Annotated in this window: 22 protein-coding genes; 14 read left to right on the top strand and 8 right to left on the bottom strand. The window is 53.2% G+C overall.

Annotated elements, in window-relative coordinates:
- Positions 1-6: 6 nt before the first annotated feature.
- On the bottom strand, positions 7-1,005 hold the full coding sequence (locus tag ACR0A1_RS14935; protein ID WP_480868178.1) for an efflux RND transporter periplasmic adaptor subunit: 999 nt from the start codon (positions 1,003-1,005) through the stop codon (positions 7-9).
- A 249-nt stretch (positions 1,006-1,254) separates the two neighbouring features.
- On the opposite strand from ACR0A1_RS14935, the gene ACR0A1_RS14930 reads away from it, so the two are divergent.
- A complete protein-coding gene (locus ACR0A1_RS14930) occupies positions 1,255-1,896 on the top strand; it encodes a TetR/AcrR family transcriptional regulator (protein WP_170597208.1) in 642 nt (213 codons plus the stop codon).
- 261 nt (positions 1,897-2,157) lie between these two features.
- Here ACR0A1_RS14930 and ACR0A1_RS14925 read toward each other — a convergent pair whose 3' ends face one another.
- Complete coding sequence (locus ACR0A1_RS14925) at positions 2,158-2,631, bottom strand: cupin domain-containing protein (protein WP_170512635.1); 474 nt, start codon at positions 2,629-2,631, stop codon at positions 2,158-2,160.
- 86 nt (positions 2,632-2,717) lie between these two features.
- Here ACR0A1_RS14925 and ACR0A1_RS14920 point away from each other — a divergent pair, with 86 nt between their 5' ends.
- Positions 2,718-3,299: a TetR/AcrR family transcriptional regulator gene (locus ACR0A1_RS14920; protein WP_480763647.1), complete on the top strand. Its 582-nt coding sequence runs from the start codon at positions 2,718-2,720 to the stop codon at positions 3,297-3,299.
- A gap of 195 nt (positions 3,300-3,494) precedes the next feature.
- Here the strand turns inward: ACR0A1_RS14920 and ACR0A1_RS14915 are convergent, their stop codons facing one another.
- Positions 3,495-4,076: a TetR/AcrR family transcriptional regulator gene (locus ACR0A1_RS14915; RefSeq protein WP_170408611.1), complete on the bottom strand. Its 582-nt coding sequence runs from the start codon at positions 4,074-4,076 to the stop codon at positions 3,495-3,497.
- 124 nt (positions 4,077-4,200) lie between these two features.
- Here ACR0A1_RS14915 and ACR0A1_RS14910 point away from each other — a divergent pair, with 124 nt between their 5' ends.
- The 4 genes from ACR0A1_RS14910 to ACR0A1_RS14895 all read left to right on the top strand — a co-directional run bounded on the left by ACR0A1_RS14910 (position 4,201) and on the right by ACR0A1_RS14895 (position 8,659).
- The gene (locus tag ACR0A1_RS14910) at positions 4,201-4,791 is read left to right on the top strand and encodes a YceI family protein (protein WP_480868176.1); all 591 of its coding nucleotides are present in this window, start codon (positions 4,201-4,203) and stop codon (positions 4,789-4,791) included.
- 65 nt (positions 4,792-4,856) lie between these two features.
- Positions 4,857-5,396, top strand: a complete 540-nt coding sequence (locus ACR0A1_RS14905; protein WP_480753975.1) for a luciferase domain-containing protein — start codon at positions 4,857-4,859, stop codon at positions 5,394-5,396.
- 479 nt (positions 5,397-5,875) lie between these two features.
- Positions 5,876-7,240, top strand: coding sequence for an alpha/beta fold hydrolase (locus tag ACR0A1_RS14900; protein ID WP_480868174.1), 1,365 nt, complete (start codon positions 5,876-5,878; stop codon positions 7,238-7,240).
- A gap of 471 nt (positions 7,241-7,711) precedes the next feature.
- A complete protein-coding gene (locus ACR0A1_RS14895) occupies positions 7,712-8,659 on the top strand; it encodes a DMT family transporter (protein ID WP_480437132.1) in 948 nt (315 codons plus the stop codon).
- Positions 8,660-9,000: 341 nt separating this feature from the next.
- Here the strand turns inward: ACR0A1_RS14895 and ACR0A1_RS14890 are convergent, their stop codons facing one another.
- Together ACR0A1_RS14890 and ACR0A1_RS14885 are read right to left on the bottom strand one after the other, a co-directional pair.
- Positions 9,001-9,810, bottom strand: a complete 810-nt coding sequence (locus ACR0A1_RS14890; protein ID WP_170395515.1) for a hypothetical protein — start codon at positions 9,808-9,810, stop codon at positions 9,001-9,003.
- Positions 9,811-10,051: 241 nt separating this feature from the next.
- Positions 10,052-10,264, bottom strand: coding sequence for a hypothetical protein (locus ACR0A1_RS14885; RefSeq protein ID WP_170395513.1), 213 nt, complete (start codon positions 10,262-10,264; stop codon positions 10,052-10,054).
- Between the two features lie 1,475 nt (positions 10,265-11,739).
- Between ACR0A1_RS14885 and ACR0A1_RS14880 the strand changes: the two genes are divergently transcribed.
- On the top strand, positions 11,740-12,618 hold the full coding sequence (locus ACR0A1_RS14880) for an IS1595 family transposase (protein ID WP_480868172.1): 879 nt from the start codon (positions 11,740-11,742) through the stop codon (positions 12,616-12,618).
- An 86-nt stretch (positions 12,619-12,704) separates the two neighbouring features.
- On the opposite strand, the gene ACR0A1_RS14875 is transcribed toward ACR0A1_RS14880, so the two are convergent.
- Both ACR0A1_RS14875 and ACR0A1_RS14870 read right to left on the bottom strand, forming a co-directional pair.
- On the bottom strand, positions 12,705-13,199 hold the full coding sequence (locus ACR0A1_RS14875) for an ImmA/IrrE family metallo-endopeptidase (protein WP_480868170.1): 495 nt from the start codon (positions 13,197-13,199) through the stop codon (positions 12,705-12,707).
- Positions 13,199-13,537, bottom strand: coding sequence for a hypothetical protein (locus ACR0A1_RS14870; RefSeq protein WP_480868168.1), 339 nt, complete (start codon positions 13,535-13,537; stop codon positions 13,199-13,201). The genes ACR0A1_RS14875 and ACR0A1_RS14870 overlap by 1 nt, the downstream gene beginning before the upstream one ends.
- A 981-nt stretch (positions 13,538-14,518) precedes the next feature.
- Here ACR0A1_RS14870 and ACR0A1_RS14865 point away from each other — a divergent pair.
- The 7 genes from ACR0A1_RS14865 to ACR0A1_RS14835 are packed head-to-tail and all read left to right on the top strand — an operon-like array spanning position 14,519 to position 21,996.
- Positions 14,519-15,640, top strand: coding sequence for an aromatic ring-hydroxylating oxygenase subunit alpha (locus ACR0A1_RS14865; RefSeq protein ID WP_480868166.1), 1,122 nt, complete (start codon positions 14,519-14,521; stop codon positions 15,638-15,640).
- Positions 15,637-17,163 carry a choline-sulfatase gene (betC, locus tag ACR0A1_RS14860; protein WP_480868164.1) on the top strand — a complete coding sequence of 509 codons (1,527 nt, stop codon included), beginning with the start codon at positions 15,637-15,639 and terminating at the stop codon, positions 17,161-17,163. The genes ACR0A1_RS14865 and betC overlap by 4 nt, the downstream gene beginning before the upstream one ends.
- 5 nt (positions 17,164-17,168) lie before the next feature.
- Positions 17,169-17,963, top strand: coding sequence for an SDR family oxidoreductase (locus ACR0A1_RS14855; RefSeq protein ID WP_170395498.1), 795 nt, complete (start codon positions 17,169-17,171; stop codon positions 17,961-17,963).
- Complete coding sequence (gene kce / locus ACR0A1_RS14850) at positions 17,963-18,895, top strand: 3,5-dioxohexanoate:acetyl-CoA acetone transferase (RefSeq protein WP_170648587.1); 933 nt, start codon at positions 17,963-17,965, stop codon at positions 18,893-18,895. Before ACR0A1_RS14855 ends, kce begins: the two co-directional genes overlap by 1 nt.
- Positions 18,896-18,905: 10 nt before the next feature.
- Entirely contained in the window at positions 18,906-20,324 is a 1,419-nt protein-coding gene (locus tag ACR0A1_RS14845; RefSeq protein ID WP_480868162.1) for an aminobutyraldehyde dehydrogenase, read from the top strand.
- Complete coding sequence (locus ACR0A1_RS14840) at positions 20,324-21,064, top strand: SDR family oxidoreductase (RefSeq protein ID WP_170662990.1); 741 nt, start codon at positions 20,324-20,326, stop codon at positions 21,062-21,064. The genes ACR0A1_RS14845 and ACR0A1_RS14840 overlap by 1 nt, the downstream gene beginning before the upstream one ends.
- A complete protein-coding gene (locus ACR0A1_RS14835) occupies positions 21,064-21,996 on the top strand; it encodes a 3-hydroxyacyl-CoA dehydrogenase NAD-binding domain-containing protein (RefSeq protein WP_480615304.1) in 933 nt (310 codons plus the stop codon). Before ACR0A1_RS14840 ends, ACR0A1_RS14835 begins: the two co-directional genes overlap by 1 nt.
- Here the strand turns inward: ACR0A1_RS14835 and ACR0A1_RS14830 are convergent.
- Entirely contained in the window at positions 21,974-23,005 is a 1,032-nt protein-coding gene (locus ACR0A1_RS14830) for a GlxA family transcriptional regulator (protein ID WP_170395488.1), read from the bottom strand. The two genes, ACR0A1_RS14835 and ACR0A1_RS14830, sit on opposite strands and share 23 nt — an antisense overlap.
- Between the last annotated feature and the right edge of the window lie 42 nt (positions 23,006-23,047).

Here is a 23,047-nt window from a genome sequence, read left to right as displayed (position 1 = left end):
GCTCCGTTACTCGCCAGTGTCGAAGGCGACGCGCTGACCAACGCTCACCCGCTGCGGACCCTGATCGATCAGGACGGTGCCTTCTGGAAACGCGCCACGCACAAAGACGCGGTCGTCTTCGGCATGCAGCACTTCGACCGTCGCCAGGCGCACAGTCTTTTGCGCGTCGGCAACCAGCAGTGTCCATTGCCCGCGCGTTCCTTCCTTCAGCGATGTTGTGGGCACCCAGGTTCCCGCACTTTGGACAGGATCGAGTACATGCACACGTGCGGTTTGTCCGAAAGCAACGTCGGGAGCGTTTTTCAGATCGAACAGCGCAGTGCGGGTTCGGGTCACCGGGTCAATATCGGGCCGCAAGGTTGCAAGCTCAGCCCGGTAGCTTTTAGCTGATATTTCGATCTCAACATCAGTCAGAAGCGCCGGATCAACATCGAGAGGAACACCGATCCGAACCTGCGGCGACACGACCTCGACCATTCCTAGAACCAGCTCGCCCGAGCGCAGAGTTTCGCCGCCGTCCACGTGTCGCGCGGTTATTTGACCGGCAAATGGGGCCTCGATGCCGGATTTCTCAATCCGAACGGTAACATCGCGCAAGGCCGCATCCAACTCGCCAATTCTGGATAACAATTCATCTTGCTGAGAAACGGCTTCGTCCAAACGGGCTTGACTGGTAAAGCCTTGTTCAATGAGTTTCGCGTTTCGCTCGACCGTCTTTCTTGCAAATGCAAGCTGGGCTGCAATGGCATCGCGTGATGATGTCAGACGGTCGCGTTCGACCTCCAGCAGTGCAATGTCCAGTGTCGCAAGAAGTTGACCTTTGGCAACCTTGTCACCCTCATCCACCAGAATTTGATCGAGCGTCCCGTTCAGCTCGAAAGAGATATCTGCCGAACGCTGAGGTTCGACCTGCCCGATGAACACACGGTCGACTGTGTAAGCGCTCTCGGACGTTATCGGCGTCACGGATACCGGGGTCACAGCGGCGGCATCAGGTGCGGGCACCGCCTCCGCTCTACGGGTGAGCTCGGATGCGCCAAAGTGAACGGCGGCCGCTGCAACGGCTATAAAACTGACGGTCACTCCCAAACGCACAGCGCCGCGTAACACACGTGCAAATAGGCTCGGTTTAGTCGCTTCAGTAGATGAATTGGCAGGATTCGGCATTTGGGGACCTCATCAAGTTAGCATCTCTAACATATGTTAGAAGTTCTCACTTTGACAAGAGATACGTGATCTGGCACATGTTGGATCATGAGCAGCATCGAAAAAAATCATTCGACTAGCAGACAAACGGCTGGTCCTTCAGTCAGCAAGAAAGCCTATCATCACGGTGATCTCCGCGCTGCACTGATCGAAGCAACCCGACAGTTGGTAGAAGAAAAAGGTCCGGACAGTTTTTCCGTATCCGAGGCGTGCAGACGCGCGGGCGTATCGACTGCGGCACCTTACAAGCACTTCAAAGACAAGACAGAAATGCTGGTCGCCACTGTCCTTGAGGGAATGGATCGGCACCGAGACAAAATGCTTACTGCGCTGGAAGGCGTTCCTGAAGGATCTCCCGAGCGCATTACTGCCATAGGGATGGAGTATATTGCCTTTGCGTTAAATGAGCCCGGGATCTTCAGACTGAAATTTGGCGGCTTCACAGACCGCATCGCGGATCCCCGGCTGGAGGAAGGCGGCCAGCAAAGTTTCGGGATTCTTTTGACTGAAGTAGCAAAATGTCTCGGTGAACCGGGAATCACAGACGAAGTTCGCCGCCGTGGTTTTTTGTTGTGGAGTTTCGTGCACGGGCTGTCCTTCATTTTGCATGACAAAGGGCTTGCGGAGAAAGGTGAAGAATTCGATCTTCATACCCTTCTTGAGGACGTTTCGGAAAGAATGCTGAGTTGAGCGTTCTCACGCTAAAACGAATTCAACCAAGCACTGATAGCAGACGATCTAAGCCGCTGTCACGCCTGCGCCTAAACGATTGCTCTGGTTCACATAGAAGACATTTTTTGGAAAGCGCCGCCAATGTCGGCTATCCAGAATCGCAAGGTCTCGTAGTGAATGTCGGCTTCGGGTTGAGCCAGTATTACAAGTTAGGGTGTACGGCAGAAGCTTTGTTCCAAAGCCTCCGTTCCGCAACCCGGAGTTATGCAATCGCATTCGTTAGCTGGGAATGTCCGCTGGCGCAAGGATCGTCATTCCCACTCGGTCCGCTACGGCCATGATCGCCGGAATATCTGGCGGTCCATCTGGCGCCGGAATATCTGTCGTACCCTCAGGCATTGTTTCACCAGCTTCAGTAAAGAATGTGTCATGCATAGCGCCGGGGGCGTTGATGCAAAGTAGCCGCCCAGGCCGTTCCCCAGTACATGTAAAGGCGTGCACTGCGCCGTCCGGGACTTTGACGAAATCACCACCTTTTGCGTTGACTGTCTCACCATTCACGAAGAACTCGAACTCACCGTCTAGCACATAGAAGCTCTCATCTTCGCCTGCATGATGATTGGGCGGCGCACCGGCACCAGGAGCCGTCTTTATCTCAACGATTGTGCAACGATTTCCAGTCTCACTGGGAAAGGCGTGGAAGGTCAAAAGGTTCCCAAGAAGATGGTAAACTCGCGGGCGAGGTTCAGTCATAACTGCGACTCCCTTTACTTGAAACACACTCGGCTTATGATACATAAATCTACTTATGAGACAAGTGTTTCGCAAAGGGCTTGGGATTGGCACCTCGTACAAATCAAATCAACCGAACGCGAGAAGCACTTCTTTCGGCCGCTCGAGAATTGATGTCGGAGGGAAAGGAAGTCACGCTAGCAAAAGTCGCTGAACGCGCCAAAACCAGCCGCGCAACGGTCTATCGTTACTTTTCTGACCCAAGTGTTTTGGCTTTGGACGCGACGCTTGATCTAGACGTCACGCCAACGTCAGAGCTTCTCAAGGGATTGGATGACGTCAGGAGCCGCGTACACGTGGTCGCACGCTACTATCTGGATTTTTCTCGGGTTCATGAGGCGCACTTCAGGCAGTTTCTGGCTGAATCACTCAAGGCATCACTTGAGGAAGGAACGGTTAAAATGCGTGGCGCTAGAAGAGTGACGGCTTTTTCTGAAGCACTAGCGCCAATTCATTCATTGATGGAGCCGAAGGACGTTGACGACCTGGCGAAGCGGTTGTCCATGACGACGGGAATGGAACAACTTATCATTCTTGAAGACATTCTGCGTGTAGACGAAGCAACTGGTTACCAACTTCAGGAAGGGTTGGTCGACGCTCTTTTGGATCGGTACTTGCCAAAAAACTGAGGATGGCCGAATTACAGAAATGCGCAGAAAGCAGACTTTGCAAACCTCAACGAACGATCATAGCGAACGTTTGCCGAGACCTTTTGGAGCAGCAGTTATGAGGAACCGGCTGGACAGGCTATTGATCATAACTTGCTGTTCTGTCGAAATCTCGCGCCAGTTGAAGGTCGCTGTGATTGCAAAGTCAGGCGATGGTCACTGTCCTGAATTGGTTTTCGCGATACTGCAAAGCAGATCGACATGTTTGTCCAACCATTCTTCGTTCAGCGCCTCGTGACGAATGAGCTTGCGGAAATAAGGTGCAGCGACTGCCAGTTCTATGAATTGGTCAACCGGAACGTCGGCGGCGATCTCACCCCGATCTATTGCGGCTGAAAGCACGGCTTCAACACTTGCAAACCTGTCTTTCATGAATTCAGTGATCACCAAGCGCGCTTCTGCATCGGTGGACGCAGCAGCGACAACTTGAGGCGCAATTTGGCCCCATGGTGTGTCGTTCAAGGCTCCCATCAGTACTCCGAGTAACCAGCGCAGGTCAGATCGCAGCGGGCCATCTGTTTTGGGTGGTATGTTAGGCGGTGTTGCGATGCGCCTGAATGCTGCATCACGCAGACCGCGCGCATCTGGCCAGTGCCTGTAAAGTGTGCTGCGCGAAATGCCCGTTGCCTTTGAAACCGCGCCATGAGTTACGTGCAGCACGCCCTCATCCATCAGTATCCTTTGCGCCGCATCAAGTGCGGCCTGTCGTGTGGCGATCAGCCTGGGATCTTCTTTCAATCGCCCCTCCTATAGAACATTTTGTTGCGCTGCAGAACATTTTGCCCTAAAAGTATGGTCAGCCAATACCTAAATCGCAAAACTCAATTCCACAAACACGTCTTGTCAAAATGGGAGCGTATCAATGTTCAAAGTGGCAGCAACCCCGCTGGCGGTACTCTTATCGATGGGCGCGACAACCGCTTTGTCCGAGAGTGGCACCTACGAGCTGGATCCTGGACACAGCCAGGTATTGTTCAGCTACGACGACATCGGGTTCTCAGAAACATTTGGAATGTTCTCAGGTTTTAGCGGTGAGATAAAGTTCAACGAAGATGATCCGTCTGCGTCATCTGTCACAGTGTCTATGCCTGTAAAATCTATGATCACGGGCTGGGATGCCCGTTTGCAACACTTCATGTCCGATGATTTTTTTGGCGCGACTGACGGTGACGTGGTCACATTCGCCTCAACCAGCATCGAAGTCACCGGGGACAATTCCGCGAATATTTCTGGCGACCTGACCATGAATGGCATCACCAAACCTGTTGTTCTGGAAACAACGCTTAACAAGTCAGCGCCATACCCTTTTGGCGAAAAGGAAGGCACACCGACCTTGGGGCTGGCAGCAACGGCGACTATCGTGCGGTCTGAATTCGGACTTGGGGCCTTTGCACCAGCGGTGAGCAACGAAATAGATCTCTTGATCAATATCGAGGCGTTAAAAGCTGAATGATGCGTGCAGGGGCACCGAAACCGCGCTGAGCACTCAATCTTTACTTTTGACGGGCTGACAACAAAATGAATGTGCACCTGAGAACATTGGCGGTTGCGACGACGGTAGTGGCATTGATGTGCTCGATGGCGTCCGCGCAAGAGCGCTCTTTGCCGGAGCGCACCTCGCACCGTCCTGAAACGACAAGCGGCGTACCGCATACTCAGATTGGTGTCAAAATTGATGCCGAATTGGCCCAGCTATTGCTGGAGCGAGTTGCTCAATTCCCAGGGGTTACACTTGGCCCCACACGCATATCACTACCTGGCGCAATTGGTTTTCAGCTTGATCCCGACATGTTGTTGTCTCAACCGAGCTCTATCGTCGGTGGGTTTGAATTTGCGCATATGCATCCTGATGGCAGCTTGCACGCTTCGCTGCATCCGGCAATGGCGCGGCGGGCAATTGAGGCTGGCTGGGCCGTAGCTCACCCTTGGGCCAAGCAACGTCCTGGGTGGAGCGGCTTTGTCTTGATATATACACCGACCACACCAGAAGAGTTGGATGTCGTCATCGATCTGGTAGAAAGCTCGTACACCTTCATCACCGGCAAGACATTGGGCTAAGCTCGAATTGTGCGAAAGTGTGCGGGGACACCTGTTTCCTGTCAGAGAGCAGTTTCAGCCACCTTGTTTCTCATAGTCATTTTTTATTAAATTGTCGCCGTGGCGAAGCGCTCGATACCTTCAAGCCATTCACACTAATGGAAGCGGCCGTCCGCTTGTTAGATTTTGCAAAGCTCAGAGTCGAAGTTCCGCTTCGGGCCGCCATCGGTCACAGATGAAGAGAGCAACGGGCTGACACTTTCAGAATGGATATTGCAAAGTGAACCTTTGTTAGTAACGCGAAACGCGCTAACCACTCCACCTCAATTCTAGGTTTCGCCAGCCAATTAGACATTTTGCTCGGCTGTGTGTTTCAACGCAAGTTTTGGAACTTGCCGGCTTAGCAAAATACCCAGGCACATGTTTTAGCCACAAAAATCTATTCGTCTGTTAATTTTGGTTCAGAGGAATTGGTTTAGCTAAAAGGATCACATCGACTGATGAAGCGGAAAATTGCTGCGATCCTAAGCCTCGATGTCGTCGAATATACCAAGCGCATGTCAGAGGATGCTGAGACCACGCTGAACACTCTACAACGCATTTTGGACGATGTGATCAGACCGTTGGTCCATGAAAACAATGGACGAATATTCAAGCTGATGGGAGATGGTGCTTTGGTTGAGTTTGCTGCAGCCACTGACGCAATTAATGCTGCCAGCCAGATTTTCAATCAGATGAGAGATGAAGACGTAACACTTCGAGGAGGTCTCCACGTTGGCGACGTAATGCCAAATGGCGCAGACTTGTTCGGAGAGGCCGTGAATGTTGCGTCGCGCCTTCAATCCAGCGCGCATATTGGAAGTTGTCTCGTCAGCAAGACAGCTGCTGAAGTTGCAGGAACTTCGCTGGCGGTTGCTTTGCGACCAGAAAGCTCGATACGGTTGAAGGGAATTCCAAATCCAGTGGAAGCCTACTCTATTGATTTAGATGGTGACAAAAGACACGCAAAGAACAAGCTGCTGGCTAACTCTCAAGACGTCCGCTTTGCAAAATCAAAAGACGGTACAACGCTTGCCTGGACATCCACTGGAAGCGGAAGAAAGTTACTGGTCACACCAAACTGGCTCAGGCATCTGGAATACGATTGGACGATGAACACCATCGCCGGGTGGTTGCCGCTGCTTTCTGAAAATCACTGCCTTTATCGGTTTGATGGTAGAAACAATGGCTTGTCCCAGCGCGGCGTGCAGGATGTGTCTTTGAATCGAATCGTCGAAGATGTTGAGGCCGTGCTGGACGCAGCCGGGATCGAAAAAATGCCATTGTTTGGTATATCTTTTGGGGCAACCATTGCGGCGGCTTTTGCCGCACATAATCCTGACCGTGTTTCGGGGTTGGTTCTACTCGGTGGATTTGCACAAGGACTCGCGGTGCGTTCACAGCCTGGAATTGCCGCTCTTGGGCAAGCAATGATGGATATGAGTCTTGAAGGCTGGAACGATGAATACCCTTCTGCAAGAGACTTGATGGCCCAGTCTTTTGCTCCAACCGCAAGTCCGCATGACCAGCGCACTTATGCAGAGTTTATGAAAGTGGCAATGGACCATCAGGATTGGCTCAAGATTGGACCACTGGTCGCAGGGGTCGACGTAACCGATCTACTTCCGCGGATCACCTGTCCGGCTCTTGTCATGCACGCTAATCGAGACAGGATGCACAGTGTTGAACAAGGTAGGATATTCGCCTCCGGCATCGAGAATGCGCGCTTTATTGGCCTTGAAACAGCAAACAACACGATGCCAGAGTATGATCCTGCCTGGCCTAAAGCCCTAGTGGAAATTGAGCGTTTCTTGAGTTCAATTTGAGCAGTGTACGTTGTTCTTTGCCAACCCTTTATTGTTCGAAGGTAAGAAGATGCCGTGCGCCCTTTGATTTTCGATACTGGAATTTGAAAACTCTAAGCTTCTCGTCATCGACCGCTTTGTCCTGATCTCGGAAACTGCAAAGTCTTGTCACGAATGTCCGGTTTGAGCTGAGACCGGTCCTCAACAACCATTGAGCCTATGGCAACTTTGTCCGCACAGCAGACACTGATCGCCTCACCCCGAATGACCGCTCTGCGGACAAAGCTTCCGATAAGTCAGTTTGTTGGGATGTGTGATAACGGCCCTAGCTGCCATTTGGCCCGGCCATCTGATGCGACTGTGCGGACCGTCAGAAGAGACATTCGCCACGAGCGCTATATCCAATTCAACCCGAACTCGTGGATAGCGGGATTTTTGCCTGTCGTCGTATTGAGAACAGACACGCATTTGGCGACATCTCTAAATAAAGTGATGACCTCAGCTGAACGCATACCTCAATCTCCGGATCGCACACTTGTTGGCGTTGCGCTGATGCTGGGGTTTTGCCTAACCGCTCCTTTGCTGGATGTGTCTGCGAAACTCGCGTCAACCAGTGTGCCGGTTGGGCAGATTACGGCTGCTCGGTTTGTGGTACAATGCGCGTTGATGGCGCCTTTCATCTGGATAATGGGACTGTCGTTGCGCGTGGCGAAAGGTCAGGTGATGGTGCTGGTATTCCGCTCATTGCTGTTGGTGTTCGCAACATTTTGCTTCATTGCCGCGATCCGGGTGATGCCCCTTGCCGATGCATTAGCAATCGTGTTCGTGGCCCCGTTCATCGTCTTGTTGGTCGGCAAGTTCTATTTTGGTGAAGATGTCGGCCCGCGTCGCGTCTGCGCGGCGCTTGTGGGGTTTGTCGGGGTGTTGTTCGTCATCCAGCCCAGTTTCGCAGCTTTCGGCGCGGTCGCTATTATTCCGGTAGGAACGGCAGTTGCCTTCGCTTTCTACATTCTTGTGACCCGGGGATTGTCGCGTCGGGTGCACCCCGTGACCCTGCAATTCCACACCGGTCTGATCGCCAGCCTGTTTTGCATTCCAGCTCTAATTGTTGCGCAAGGTTCCGGCTCTGATTTGTTTGATCCCGTTTGGCCAACAGACACCGCTCTGTTGTGGCTTTTGGGCGCTGGCTTCTTCGCGACGGTGAGCCACATGATGATGACCTATGCGCTGTCTTTTGCGCCTTCCGTCACGCTGGCACCGCTGCAGTATTTTGAGCTGCCGGTCGCGACCTTGTTCGGCTATCTTGTCTTCAATGACTTCCCGAATACGCTTAGCCTGATTGGCATTGCGATCATCATCAGTGCAGGGCTGTACATGATACATCGCGAAAGGGTGGCGGCCAGACAGTTGGTCACCGAACGCGCCGTACCTCCAATCTAAGGCTACATGCCCGGCCTAAAGCCGACCTACACATCCTGGTCAAGTTGCTGCGGCGAGGCCCTTCGAACCGGACATTCATCAACAACGCAGCATCAGACCAATAATCAACGTGCGACTCGCGGACCTTCTAGATTTTTGAATTTCAGAGAGCGCTGTCGCAGCACGTGTTCACATGCGGCAGACATAAAGCGATGTTGATGCTTGCATTGCCAATCTGGTTATTCAGCACTTCGACTTTTCCAGAATCAAAAGTGCACTTTCTTTGCAACCAAGATCAGTCACGTAATTCGGGCCAACTCGCCATTTGAGTGTATTTGTCGCCTTACTTTTAGTCAAAACAATCAGCGCAAATCTGTGTCACGCCTCTCAAGGTCCAGAACGGCATTGAATTCATTCTCCGGGTCCATCCAGGCAACCAGGATCGCTTCGTCGTCGATGGCGTAAGTTTCAATTTCTGCTGGGGTCACACGGATAAAGCGCTCATTCCCTAAGAATGCGCCGCCATGGGTCTCTCCGAACACGACACGGATCATCCGAGACCCTGGGGCAAACATACGCAGATACGGATCCGCAGGCTTGCCCATGTTCAAAACCTCTGCCTTGCTGCGAACCCATCTTTCGCCAGCAATGCGCTGCTCAGGACTTCGCAAAGCGGAGACTGCGCCTTCTGCAACCGAAGCGATGGCTGCTGACAGCATGATCGCACCAATCGCCATCTGGGCCGCACCTGCGTTTGTCCCGCTGTACTTCGTCCAGGCAGCAAGGCGCATCAAGCGCCGCCTCGGGTGATAGAGCACGTCGACCGCGTCGCCGACCTCGACCGCGTTCCAAAGGTCTACCGGAGCGACTTCTTTTAGGGAAAATGCGCGCGGGTCATCCAAAAGTTGGAAGCGCAGAAAGTAACGTTTCGAAGGTTTCGTACGATGCCGTTCGTTGCGACCAACGTGGCCCTTCTTGACCCACTTGTCGGTCACGCGCGCCTGCCCAGGTCGGCCGGCTCGCTTTAGATACGTCGAATTGAGATAGTGCCGATAGCCCCGCGCGGTGATGATCAATCCTACTACGCCAAGCGCAACCATCCCAAGAAATGGAAGCCAATTGAAGAGAATGTCGGCTACTGGATCTCCAGGTTGTTGTATTTCTTGGATCATGCGACTGTCTCCTGAGGTGGCGTGGCCGCTAGAAGGTTGCCGGGTGGGCGTGGTGTGGAATCCAGCTAGAAAATGCCACGTCTGAATTTGTCCGGGGTGTTGACCTCATATCTATAGGTCAGGGCGGGCCGAGATCGCCAAAAAACGGAGAATGAAGCTATAACTGGATGTTCTTTCACCAGGTCATGGGCATCGGAATTCTCTCTCTGCCCCGCCCACACGTTTCTGGCACAGATATGGGTCATGGTCCTTCGCAGACCAGCGGAAAGACCCCGACCTCTGGGATCTTAAGCGTGCCAACGGTGATTTGGTCATCGCCTTCATCAGCCGTAATCAGCCGCACGGATGCAACAATGCGATCAAACTCAGGATCGGCGAAATCCAGCAATGTGTGTGTGTTCTCCGAGGCCCCCTGCGCCAAAACAATGGGCAGCGCACCTTCTGTCTCTGTCATGCTCCAGTCCTGTCCATCCGCGTGGATCGTCGCGCTGATAATCGCAAGGCCGGGTACAGATCCAAAGCCAAATGCTACCGCAACGCCTGACTCATCAGGCGCTTCGCAGGAAACAAGAAACGTTGCAAAAGAAGGGTTTGCAATGACGCTTGCCACAAGCGCGAGTGCGATTGTTCGTATTACGATTGGTTCCTCCGTTTACGGCCCATTTCACAGCCTAAGACGTTTCGGCCTCAAAATGAACTGCCAACGCACTGCCGTACTTTTGGTGCCTTTCGGGACATTGGCGATTGGTGGCAATTCAAGTGAATGCCGAAACACTGAAATGTCAGCTCCCTGCTCGCATTGTGAGTCCAATTTCCGATAAGTGCTCAAATGACTGGTTTTGAGGCCGCGTTTCAGCCACTGAATTACCCTCCTGTTTTGGCGCTGATAATCGTCAGGTCATCAAGCATTCAATGGTCGCCATGCCGCGAAACATCCAGCAAGCCGCGATAAGAAACCGTTTGCCTATGTAGATGCCCCCAATGACCGCCGCTTACACGGGCAGTCCAATTGGCGAGAACCTGGTGCTGATTTCTGTCCTCGCCTGGCGCGAAGCTCTCGACATTCAGGTCTGAAATCGCTTCTACACGAGCTATGGCGCCAGAGGGCAAAGTAACCGACAAGCCCCTCCTCCGATCCAACCCGCCGCGGCATCCGCATCCCGTACTGGCACTTGGGGGACAAGACGAACGGAGATCGGCTCGTTCCCACGCGCGGCGCGCATATTCGTTTCGTGCTGAATTTGTGCCAACATTCCCGCGGCTGCGCTGCCGACGAAATTTTCGTCCTCATTCGATAACCTGTGACTATTGCGCTTACGGCCAAGTGCTTTTTGGAAGAAATGCGTTAATCTCGATGTCATTAAATTTTCTCAGGCATAATGCTTTGTTGCCTCCGCCCAATCCGTGCCTTCGTGGTTGATCATTTTCGCCAACCTGTTCGGGCAACTTAACGCCAAGGTGGGTGTTCGTCGAGCGATGTGAGAGTCTGAGCAGCGACCTGATAGAAAATCCAAATTTGTCAGGTTTGAAGGTCAACAACACCAAATTGCACGATCAAATTACCTGTTCTGGTTCAAGCATAACTGACTGAACGGATTATACGACTATTAGATAAGCAGACACCACCACAGAAAAGTTGAACGGCAGATTTGTCCTGCATCTTGCCCATTCATACGACGCACAGCAAAGGGAGCTCCATCCTGGAGCGGTCGTTCATGGATCTTGCGACGAAGGTGCCAGAAGAGCCCAACTTTGACGTTCACAAAATAGGAAGAAAAGCGGCTTCGTTCTCCTTATTATCCTCAGGAAATGGATCTATAAAGTAAATCTGTTCTAGCCGAAACGAGCCGTCCACGCTTTCCTTGTTATGTGCAATGTGCTGGGGTGTATCCCCTTGACATACGGTAGTCGGATTCCCATATCCTTTGTATGAAACAGACAACCGTTCGCCAGTTCTTCCAACAGTTCCCTAACGATGAAGCCTGCCTTGAGCATTTGTTCAACGTGCGCTTCGGTCAGGGTCACGAGTGCCCCAAGTGCAAACGTGCTGCGAAGTGGTATCGCCTTAAGTCCGAACAGGCTTTCTCGTGCCAGTGGTGCGGCCACCACATTCACCCGATGGTGGGTTCGATCTTCGAAAAGAGCCGCACACCTCTGCAACTCTGGTTCTATGCAATTTTCCTTTTCACTACATCCAAGCACGGCGTCAGCGGCAAGGAACTGCAGCGTCAGCTTGGCGTGACCTACAAGACCGCGTGGCGCATGGCTGCGCTGATCCGTGAGCACATGGCCGCAATCGACAGTGACGAGCCTGTGGGCGGCGCTGGTGAGGTTGTAGAGGTCGATGAGACTTACTACGGCGGTGTGACTACCGGCATGGACTGGCGCGAGCGCAAGGCCGTTGTCATGGGCATGATGGAGCGACACGGTGACGTTTTGCTGAAAGTCATTCCTGACCAGACCAAAACGACAATGACGAACACCGTTCACAAGCACGTCGCGAAAGGCTCAGAACTCCATACGGACGAGCATCGCGGGTATCGGAAGTCGTTTCTGCCCGCTGAGTACACCCACAAGACCGTCAACCACTCTGAGGGCGAATACGCCACCCCAGAAGGCGTCAGCACCAACCAGATTGAATCCTTCTTTAATCATCTGAAAAAGTCGATTGCTGGCACTCATACCAGCGTGTCGCACAGGCACCTTGAGCGCTACGTCAAGGAGTTTGAGTACCGCTTCAATCGTCGGATGCGTCCTGAGACGATGCTTTCCGAGTTGCTTTCGCGGTTCCCTGAGTTGGACGCTTAATCACAGCGTCCAACTTGTCGAGGTCTCCGTCTGGATCGGCCTCGTGTTCTTTAATGAACTCGCCAAGTTTTCCTTGTTTTTTCGCCTCAGTAAGATTCATAAGGAACCCCAAGTCGAATTGACATTGCATGCTCGGAAACGCCAAACAGCGATGCCATTGAAGATACCGTAGTGCCGGGTTTACTCCATTCCGAATTAACCAAGTCTCTAGGCATCAGAAGGTTGGCGGCAAACTTATTTGCCTCTGTCTCTTCGGATGGGCCAATCAGCGTGTTGTGGTACTTTCCGACCTTGGTGCTCCTATACGCCCTGTCGTCATCTACCCCATCACCGACCAAATGTCGGTGCAACATGTAGTGACCGAGTTCATGAGCAAGAGTAAACCTCTGCCTGGTGTATGGGTCTGTCGCGTTGATGGTTATGAGGAAGCCGTTTCCGATCTTCTCAAGCATACCTGAGATACCATCAGCCAAAAAAGCTTGCTTTAGGCCGACGCCCAAACGCCTTGGTAAGCCGTGCACATCAACCGGAAGGCTTTTTCGAGCACTGGTCATCACATCCCATTGTTCTGCAATGTTCATCAAGAGCCTCCTTTCTCGTCCTCTTGCGCCCCAGCTAACTGGTCTGCGATCTCGTCTGTTACAGCCTCGGAATCCATCATTTCCCGATATGCTCGCATCACATCAGGGAGTTCTTTTTGCAGATATTCGTTGGCAGTACGCTCAGCCACTTCCTCCGCAACTCGGGTCGCTTCTGCCGTCGCTTGCGCTCTAGCGAGAGCCCGAAAATTGAAGAAAGCAAACAATCCTCCTAAAACCAATATAAGACCGATAGCGGCCAATAGCAACGAAACTAGGTCAAGCCTACCCAACTGTGCGGCGGCAGCGGTGGCATCAATGTACTTCGACAATTCTTCCATACAGCACTCATTTCATGACCGCCGAATACTGTCCAGAAGATAACGTATGCTGAGGGGATACACCCCAATGTACTTATCAGACCAATCCCCGTGCACGCTTTTGATTAAAAACGGTTGCTTCAGACGAGAGCCTTCTATTTCCGCAGTTCCGCACGTCAGCCTGCTTGGGTCGAAGGATGCATCTGTTCCGAAAGATATCAATTGTAGCTCGATGTCGGGAGTGGCGTATATGCCAACGAAATCAGAGTGAGCCTTCGATAACTCTGATATCATTTCTGGACGTTTGAGACACTCGGTTGCGGTGCTTATCGCCATGCAATAATCATTCCTGGCTTTGTAGTCCTGACAAAAGCTGCGTATAAATGCTTCCCTGCTCCTGTGATCAGGCCCAGCGAATTCCGGTCGCTTGAACGTTCTCACAAGCCTTTTCCAAAGGGTCAATACTACTCCACGTACAGCTATGTGCGATTCACGCCCTTTAACACTGGACGACCCGTCGAAAGCGTTCAACGAATGAATGTTGGCTTCGTCCGCCCCTTGGTGATTGAGGTTGGTCGCGGCGAAAGGTCGGATTGAAAGCCGACTAACCGAATGGCTTCAATGTCCGGTCTCGTGAAATTTTCTGCGCCAACGAGAGGACGCTGCCGCAGATGCGAGGAAATGCTGCGTGAGCAAAAGCGGCGTCAACAAAAGGCGACTTTGTCCCGCAATCCAGACACTCCGCCAGATTCCCACAACCGCAGTGCAGAGAATGTTCGGTTTGAGCCCATTTTGCCGATTCCTGCAGTGTGCACGAATGACCGCATAACAGATGCAGTCAAGGGCCCAGCATTCGCTTGGCAGCTAAACGCAGTGCTTGATGGGTTAATACGGTGTCCCCGAAAGCCAAATGCTTAGCGAAAATAATCAAACTAGCGGCTGATTAAACATAGCTTCGAATCCCACGCGCAATAGATTTAACTTAACATCGGAGACGCTATCATGACTGATTCAGGTGCAATTTTCTTTGGCTATCATGCTGACCCATCGCGCTCCAGCTCATTGCAGGCTGCTGCCTACACCGAGCACAAGTGGTTTGACACTGACCTTCGCTCCATCCTCTCCAAAACTTGGCAATGGGTGTGTCATGTCGAGAAAACACGAGAGCCGGGGTCCTTTGTAACGGTGGAAGTTGCCGGTCAACCTATTGCGGTTGTGCGCGACAAAGAGGGTAAGCTTCGCGCCTTTTACAACGTATGCAAACACCGTGCCCATGAACTGCTATCAGGCGAAGGCAATACAACACGGATTATGTGCCCCTATCATGCCTGGGTCTATAAACTTGACGGGCAATTGGCGCGTGCGCCACATACTGAAAACCTAGAAGACTTCAACAAGGATGAGATTTGTCTCGATGCTGTACAGGTTGAAGAATTCTGCGGTTTTGTTTTTGTCAATTTGGATCCGACGGCTGCCTCTTTGTCAGAGCAATCCGGAAACCTGGAAACCGAGGTGCGCCATTGGGCGCCGGATGTGGATCAACTCACTTTTGGCCACCGTCTGACCTACGACATCAAGTCGAATTGGAAGAACGTCGTGGACAATTTCCTTGAGTGCTATCATTGCCCTACGGCCCATAAGGATTTTTGTGACCTCGTGGATATGGATACCTACAAGGTTACAACCTACGGCATCTACTCCAGCCATATGGCTGACGCAGGCAACAGTCCAAATACCGCCTATGACGTCTCGAACGCCACGGTGAAAACTCACGCGGTTTGGTGGCTCTATCCCACCACTTGCCTGATGCGATATCCCGGACGGTCCAGCATGATCGTGTTGAACATCATACCTGTTGGGCCAGATCGGACGCTTGAAACTTACGACTTCTTCCTTGAGACGCCGGAACCCGACGCGATGGAGTTGGACGCAATTCGCTATCTGGACGAAGTTCTTCAGGTCGAAGATATCAGCCTTGTCGAAAGTGTGCAGCGCGGGATGAATACACCTGCGTTCACCCAAGGTCGGATCGTCAATGACCCGGACGGGTCCGGCAAGTCCGAGCACGCCGTTCATCACTTCCATGGCTTAGTCTTGGACGCTTACGCAAAAGGTGCCACGTGACGCGGCCAAACATCCTTGTGGTCATGGCGGACCAATTGGCTCCGCATTTCACAGGGGCGTACGGGCATAAGGTCGCCAAGACGCCACATCTTGACGCGTTGGCCGCGCGCGGCATGCGCTTCGATGCAGCTTACTGCAATTCCCCTCTCTGTGCGCCTTCACGGTTTTCCTTTATGTCGGGTCAGCACATCAGTCGCATCGCAGCTTACGACAATGCATCCGAGTTCAAGGCTTCGGTGCCGACATTTGCGCATTATCTGAAATCGCTGGGCTATCGTACTTGTTTGGCAGGCAAGATGCATTTTGTCGGACCGGATCAGATGCATGGGTTTGAGGATCGTGTGACAACCGACATCTATCCTGCTGATTTTGCGTGGACCCCGGATTGGGAGGCCCCGGACGAGCGGATCGACAAGTGGTATCACAATATGCAAACGGTCAAAGAAAGCGGCGTTGCCCACGCGACTTTCCAGATCGACTATGACGACGAGGTCGGTTTTGCTGCCAAACGCTGGCTGTTCGATGCGGCCCGAGACAAAGCGCTTGGCAATGACGCGCCTTTTGCGATGGTTGCAAGCTTCATTCACCCGCACGATCCATATGTAGCCCGACCAGAATGGTGGAACCTGTATACGGATGATGAAATTGACTTGCCCGCGTTTGTGCCCGCGTTGGAGGATCAAGACCCCTTTTCACGACGTTTATTGGATGGGATCGAAGCGTCTTATGTGCCACTGACCGAGGAAGAAGTCCTGCGCGCGCGCCATGCCTACCTGGCAAACGTCAGTTACTTCGACAGCAAAATCGGAGAGCTGGTTCAAACCCTCGAAGAAACAGGCGAGTTGGACAGCACCATTGTGATTGTCACAGCCGACCATGGCGACATGCTGGGTGAACGTGGGCTGTGGTACAAAATGAACTTCTTCGAGCACTCAGCACGAATTCCATTGGTCATGGCCGGACCAGGCATCGCTGTTGGGGCCGCTCAAAATGCAGTGTCACTGGTTGATCTATTGCCGACATTTATCGACATCGGTGGCGGTGATGAGACGATGATCGGAGAGCCGATCGACGGTCGTAGCCTTATGCCTCTGGCTCGGGGTGAAGAAGATCCAGTTGATGAGGCGATCGGAGAATATTGTGCCGAGATGACGGGCTATCCTGTGATCATGATCCGGCGCGGGCCCTTGAAATATATTCATTGTGATAGCGACCCACCGCAGCTCTATGACCTGAGTGCTGACCCGATGGAAACGAAGAATTTAGCTTCGGACCCAAGCTACTCCGACGCGAAAACTCGTTTTGCAGCTGAAGTCGTCGTGCGTTGGGACGGCAGTGCTTTGCGAAAGAAGATAATCGCCACACAAAAATCGCGCCGTGCATTACATGCCGCGATGGAGGCCGGTGCCAGCGAGCCTTGGGACTACAACCCGCCGTCCGATGCAAGCCAGCAGTATGTACGCAACAATATGGATTGGACAGTGGCTGCACGCCGCTACCGCTATCCGCCATTGAAGGATTGAAACCAATGATGCTGAACGGAAAAGTTGCTCTCGTGACTGGTGCCCGCGGTGGAATCGGGCGCGCGATTGTCGCTCGGTTTCTAAGAGAAGGCGCAACGGTATTTGCCGCTGACCTCACACCGGAAGGGTCGTTAGATCAACACGACGACGACGGCAGTCATTTTGTTAAGCTGGATGTGACTCAAGAAGCAGACTCGGTTGCGGCGATGGATCATGTGCGCGCCGCACACGGAAAGTTGGACATCCTAGTGAACGCGGCGGGGATTGAGATCGAAAAAACGGTTGAAGAGACCACGTTGGAGGAATGGAATCAAAGCTTTGCGGTTAATTCCACGGGCACGTTCCTGACCTCGAAATACGCCATCCCATTGATGCGCGAAGCGGCGAAGACAGGGAATAGCGCAAGCCTTATCAATTTTGGCTCCTACGACGGGTTCATCGCAGATCCAGGGCTTGCGGCCTATTGCGCGACCAAGGGTGCAGTTCACGCTTTGACCCGCGCAATGGCTTGCGATCATGGCCCAGAAGGTATCCGGGTGAATGCCATCTGCCCTGGCTATATCGACACTCCAATGCTGCAGAGCTTCTTCAACGGCGATGGATCCGGCGGAGGAGGTGGCAACATTGAAACGCTGCAAAAGGCCGTGCGCGATGTTCATCCAATGCGGACCTACGGGACGCCCGAGGATATTGCAAATTTGGTCAACTGGCTTGCCTCGGACGAGGCGCGCTATGCCTCTGGCCAGTTGTGGGTTCTGGACGGGGGGCTGTCTGCACAAGTGCAGCAGATGAAGCTCTGATGCCCAAGCCAGTCATTATCACTTGCGCGCCGACCGGAGGCATCCATACGCCGTCAATGTCTCCGCATCTGCCGATTACACCGGCCGAGATTGCGACGGCCAGTATTGAGGCGGCCCAGGCAGGGGCATCAATCATTCACCTGCACGCACGGCACCCGGAGACAGGAAAACCCGATCCCCGACCTGAGCTGTTCAAGCAGTTTCTACCCGTAATCAAGCAGTCCACCGATGTTGTGATGAATGTCTCGACCGGCGGCGGCTTGGGGATGTCGATGGATGAGCGGCTGCGGGCGGCGACATCTACCAGCCCAGAGATGGCATCGCTCAACATGGGATCCATGAACTTTGGTATCTTTCCGATGCTGCAGAAATACACCGAGTTTCAGCACGACTGGGAACGGCCATTTTTGGAGATGACGGAAGACTTTATCTTTCCCAACACTTTCAAAACAATTCGTTACGCCATCGAAAAACTTGGTGGAGATCACGGCACCAAGTTCGAGTTCGAATGCTATGATCTTGGACATCTCTACAACGTCAAATGGTTCGTGGATCAGGGCCTGATTAAACCGCCATTTTTCATTCAGATGGTATTTGGCATCTTGGGTGGCGTTGGCGCAGATGCCGACCATCTGACCCACATGCACAACACAGCCGATAAGCTGTTCGGAGCAGAGAATTACGAATGGTCGGTCCTTGCCGCTGGTCGTCACCAAATGCCATTTGCGACCCAAAGCGCCATGCGGGGCGGTAACCTGCGTGTCGGTCTCGAAGACAGCCTGTTCATCGGCAAGGGTGAGTTGGCAAAATCTAACGCGGAACAGGTCACGCGCATCCGATCAATCGTTGAAAACCTTGGCCTTACGGTCGCGTCGCCAGCAGAAGCGCGCATGCGGCTCGCACTAAAAGGCGGCGATCAGGTTGGCTTCTAAGGAGATGCATATGCAGACGAACATGTTGATCAACGGTGAAATGGTCGAAGGGATCGGAGAGGCCTTGGACGTCCTGAACCCTGCAACAGGCGAGGTAGTCGGTGCTGTAAAAGAAGCCAGCGATGCACAGGTCGAGGCGGCGGTGCGCGGCTCAGCAGAGGCATTTGAAACCTTTTCGGTTACGACCCCTGCAGAACGCGCTGCAATCTTGCTTCAGATAGCTGATGTTATCGAGGCGAACAGCCAGGAGTTGGCAGAACTTGAGAGCCTAGATGTGGGAAAACCCTGGCCATCGGCTCATGATGATGAAATGCCGCTGACGATTGATGTCTTTCGCTTTTTCGCCGGGGCTGCGCGCACCATGATGGGGTCTGCCTCTGGAGAGTATGTCGCGGGTCATACGTCGATGATCCGGCGCGACCCCATTGGCCCTGTCGCAGCCATCGCCCCTTGGAACTACCCGCTGATGATGGCGTCCTGGAAGATTGCTGCACCAATTGCGGCAGGATGTTCGGTGGTATTGAAACCGTCCGAGATCACGCCGCTATCTACTCTGCGACTTGCAGAATTGTTACAAGATGTTCTGCCAAAAGGTGTGCTTAACGTGATCCATGGTCGCGGACCCGGCGTGGGGAATACCCTGATGAACAGCCCACAGATGGAGGGGATCAGTGTTACGGGTTCTCCGGCGACAGGCATGGCTGCAATGCGGGCTGCTTCCCAGAAAATTAAACACGTTCATCTGGAATTGGGCGGCAAGGCGCCAGTCATTGTCTTTGATGATGCTGATCTCGATGCTGTGGCCGAGACGATCCGATATGGCAGCTACTTCAATGCCGGTCAGGACTGCGCACAGCCTTGCCGCGTGATGGTTGCAGACAGAGTTTATGACAAACTTGTGGCCGCGATTGCCGGTCAGGTTGGCCAGATCCAAATCGGTGCACCGAAAGCTGAAGGAACGGAAATGGGCCCGCTTGTCTCTGCGGCTCAGCGGGATCGTGTAGCGGGTTTTGTTGATCGCGCACACAGCAGCTCTGAAATCGTTTCCGGTGGGGCCTCTGGCGAAGAAGACGGCTTTTTCTACCAGCCGACAGTCATCGCCAATGTCGACAACACTGCAGAGATTGCCTGCAATGAGGTTTTTGGACCCGTTGTAACTGTCTCTCGGTTTTCTGCGGCAGAAGATGCGTTGAGGATCGCCAACACCGGAGCTTACGGTTTGGCCTCATCGGTCTGGACACGAGATGTTGGGAGAGCAATGCAAATGACGTCCAAGTTGCGCTATGGATTCACCTGGGTAAACACGCATGGGGTTGCGACCCCCGAGATGCCTTGGGCCGCGATGAAGGGCTCAGGCACGGGCAGCGATATGTCGGTCTATGCGCTGGATGCTTACACCGCAGTCCGTCACGTTATGGTGGCACACTGATGCGGTTAGCTGGGAAACGCGCCTTTGTTACCGGCGGCAAACAGGGCATTGGTCGCGGCATCGTTGAGGCCTTCGCAGCCGAAGGTGCGGCTGTCGCCACCTGCGGGCGCGGCCCTAAGCCAGATGATCTACCGGATCACGTAGCATGGTATACGCTGGATGTATCCAATCCCGAAGCGGTTGCACGTACTGCCCGAACAATCGGCCTGGTAGATATCCTGGTCAACAACGCCGGCGTTCAGGTCGAAAAAACAGTGACCGAAAGCACAGACGCGGATTGGGATTTGGTGATGGGAGTAAACGCACGAGGCGTTTTTAACTGTTGCCGCGCCTTTATTCCGAAAATGTCTCAGGGTGGTTCGATCATCAACATTGGTTCGATCTCGGGCAATGCCGCTGACCCATCGATGGCGCTCTACAATGCTTCAAAAGCGTTTGTGCATGGGCTTACACGCTCTATCGCGGTGGACCATGGACCTGCGGTGCGCTGCAATGCAATCTGCCCGGGATGGATTGAGACGGGCATGCTGGACGCAGCATTCGAACTCGCCCATGACCCAGAAAAGGCTAGATCAGACGCGCTGGCACGCCATGCGGTCAAACGCTTTGGTAAGCCCGCAGACATTGCTGCGATGGCTGTTTGGCTAGCTTCTGACGAGTCGTCTTTTGCGACTGGCCAACTGTTCACTGTAGACGGTGGTATGACTGCGGCCTCCCCCCTGAATCCGGGACTGTTCTGATGTCGGAAATCGAAAGAACCGCCATTCTCGGAGCCGGTGTCATCGGGGCAAGCTGGGCAGCGCTGTTCCTCGCGTCGGGTCGCAGTGTGACTGTATTTGATCCCGATCCGAACGCTGAGGCATCCGTCCGTAAATACATTGAAAAGGCGTGGCCTGCGTTGGAAGAATTGGGCCAAGTTGGCCACGCCACCCGAGATGCGATCACCTTTGCACCGACCGCAGCTGAGGCCGTGCGAAACGCGCAGTTCATTCAGGAGAATGTGCCCGAGCGGTTGCCGATCAAACATTCCACCTATGCGGAAGTTGAGCCAGAGTTGGGTGCTGATGCAATAGTTTCAAGCTCAACATCCGGCTTAACACTCGAGGCTCTCCAACAGGGATGGCGCGATCCGAGTAAGCTCATCTTAGGTCATCCGTTCAACCCGCCACATCTCATTCCGCTGGTCGAGTTGACGGCGAACGACGCAACCGGTTCAGATGTTCTGAACCGAACAGAGACGTTCTACGAAGATCTGGGTAAAGTCACGATCCGGATCAAGAAGGGCATGCCCGGACACGTCGCAAACCGCTTACAAGCTGCAGTATGGCGCGAGGCCGTCCATATGGCGATTGAAGGCGTTGCGAGCGTCGAAGACATCGACAAAGCGATGTGGGCCGGCCCGGGATTGCGGTGGGCCGCGATGGGTCCGACGACGCTTTTCCACCTGGGTGCAGGCGACGGCGGTCTGCGGGCCTTCTGTGACCATTTCAAGGATACATTCAATGGCTGGTGGGACGACCTGGGCAACCCTCGTCTTGATGAGGATGTCATCAATAAACTGGTCGATGGCATTAACGATCAAACTCAAGGGCAAAGTACCGAAGAGTTATCAGCGCAACGCGACAAGATGCTTACGGCGATGCAAAAAGCTACCCAACACCTTCGGACTTAATATCAGGCTTGAACATTGGCCACGCGCGGAACTCGAATGGAGTACGGCCTTCAATACGGTCTGCAGTTGGTGTGAGGCCAAAACGGCTTCGATATGCCCGGCTGAAATGAACTTGCCCGTTAAATCCTGATGCTTCTGCAATCTCGCTGAATTTCAGCTCTGTTTGGGTTACTAGTCCACGCGCGCGATCAAGGCGTATGTCACGGTAGTACTCGATCGGCGACTTCTGGACATATTGCCGAAACAATCTGCTAAGTTGTCGTTGCGAAATCTTCAACCTCGCTGATATTTCAGGGATCGACAAAGTGGCTTCCAAATGTGCCTCCATCAAGTCGATCGCGTCCCTTACCACCCCAGAGGTGACATACCCCAGTGGCTCCACGTCTTTGGGGTTCTGTGATTGGCCCTCACCGCGTACATTGTGATGAAAAAGATATCGCGCAGATGCATTGGCGATACTCTCACCATCGACAGAGTGCACAAACCGCAAACCCAGATCAGTCGCTGCGGAACCCCCGCAACAAGTGAACATCTTTCCATCCATAACAATCATGTTCTCTGACACTGTGGTATCATGGGCCATTTCAGCAAAGGCATCGATGTGCTCATAGTGAACCGTCGCTGTCTTGCCTTTAAGCAGTCCAGCAGCCGCAAGAACAATCGCACCAGTATCCAAGCCGCCAACGATTGCTCCGCACGCCTCCCACTTCTGAAGGGCCACCTTAAACTGAGATGTTCCGTGACGTTCAGGTGACCAACTTGTACTCACCAGAACCAACCAGGGCTTGCGCCCCGTCACGGCCGCCAATGGGGCAGTGTCAACGACAAGGCCGCTGCTAGACTCAACTGGTCCACCGAGGTCCGAGACATAGGTCCAAGAAAATCGAGCCGAACCTGTCAGGTAATTGGCTATTCTGAAAGGATCCACGAAAGACGTAGTCGCCGAAACATTGAAATGCGGACTCACCAGGACAACGATATCTAACTTGCGATCAATTGGATGGATCATGGCCGATTCTGTAAAATGGCGTCCAAAATTGTCAATAATGAA

Source organism: Ruegeria sp. D6 (assembly GCF_056534365.1).
Note: the sequence above shows the minus strand (reverse complement) of the source record. Positions and strands in the feature narration are given on the sequence as shown.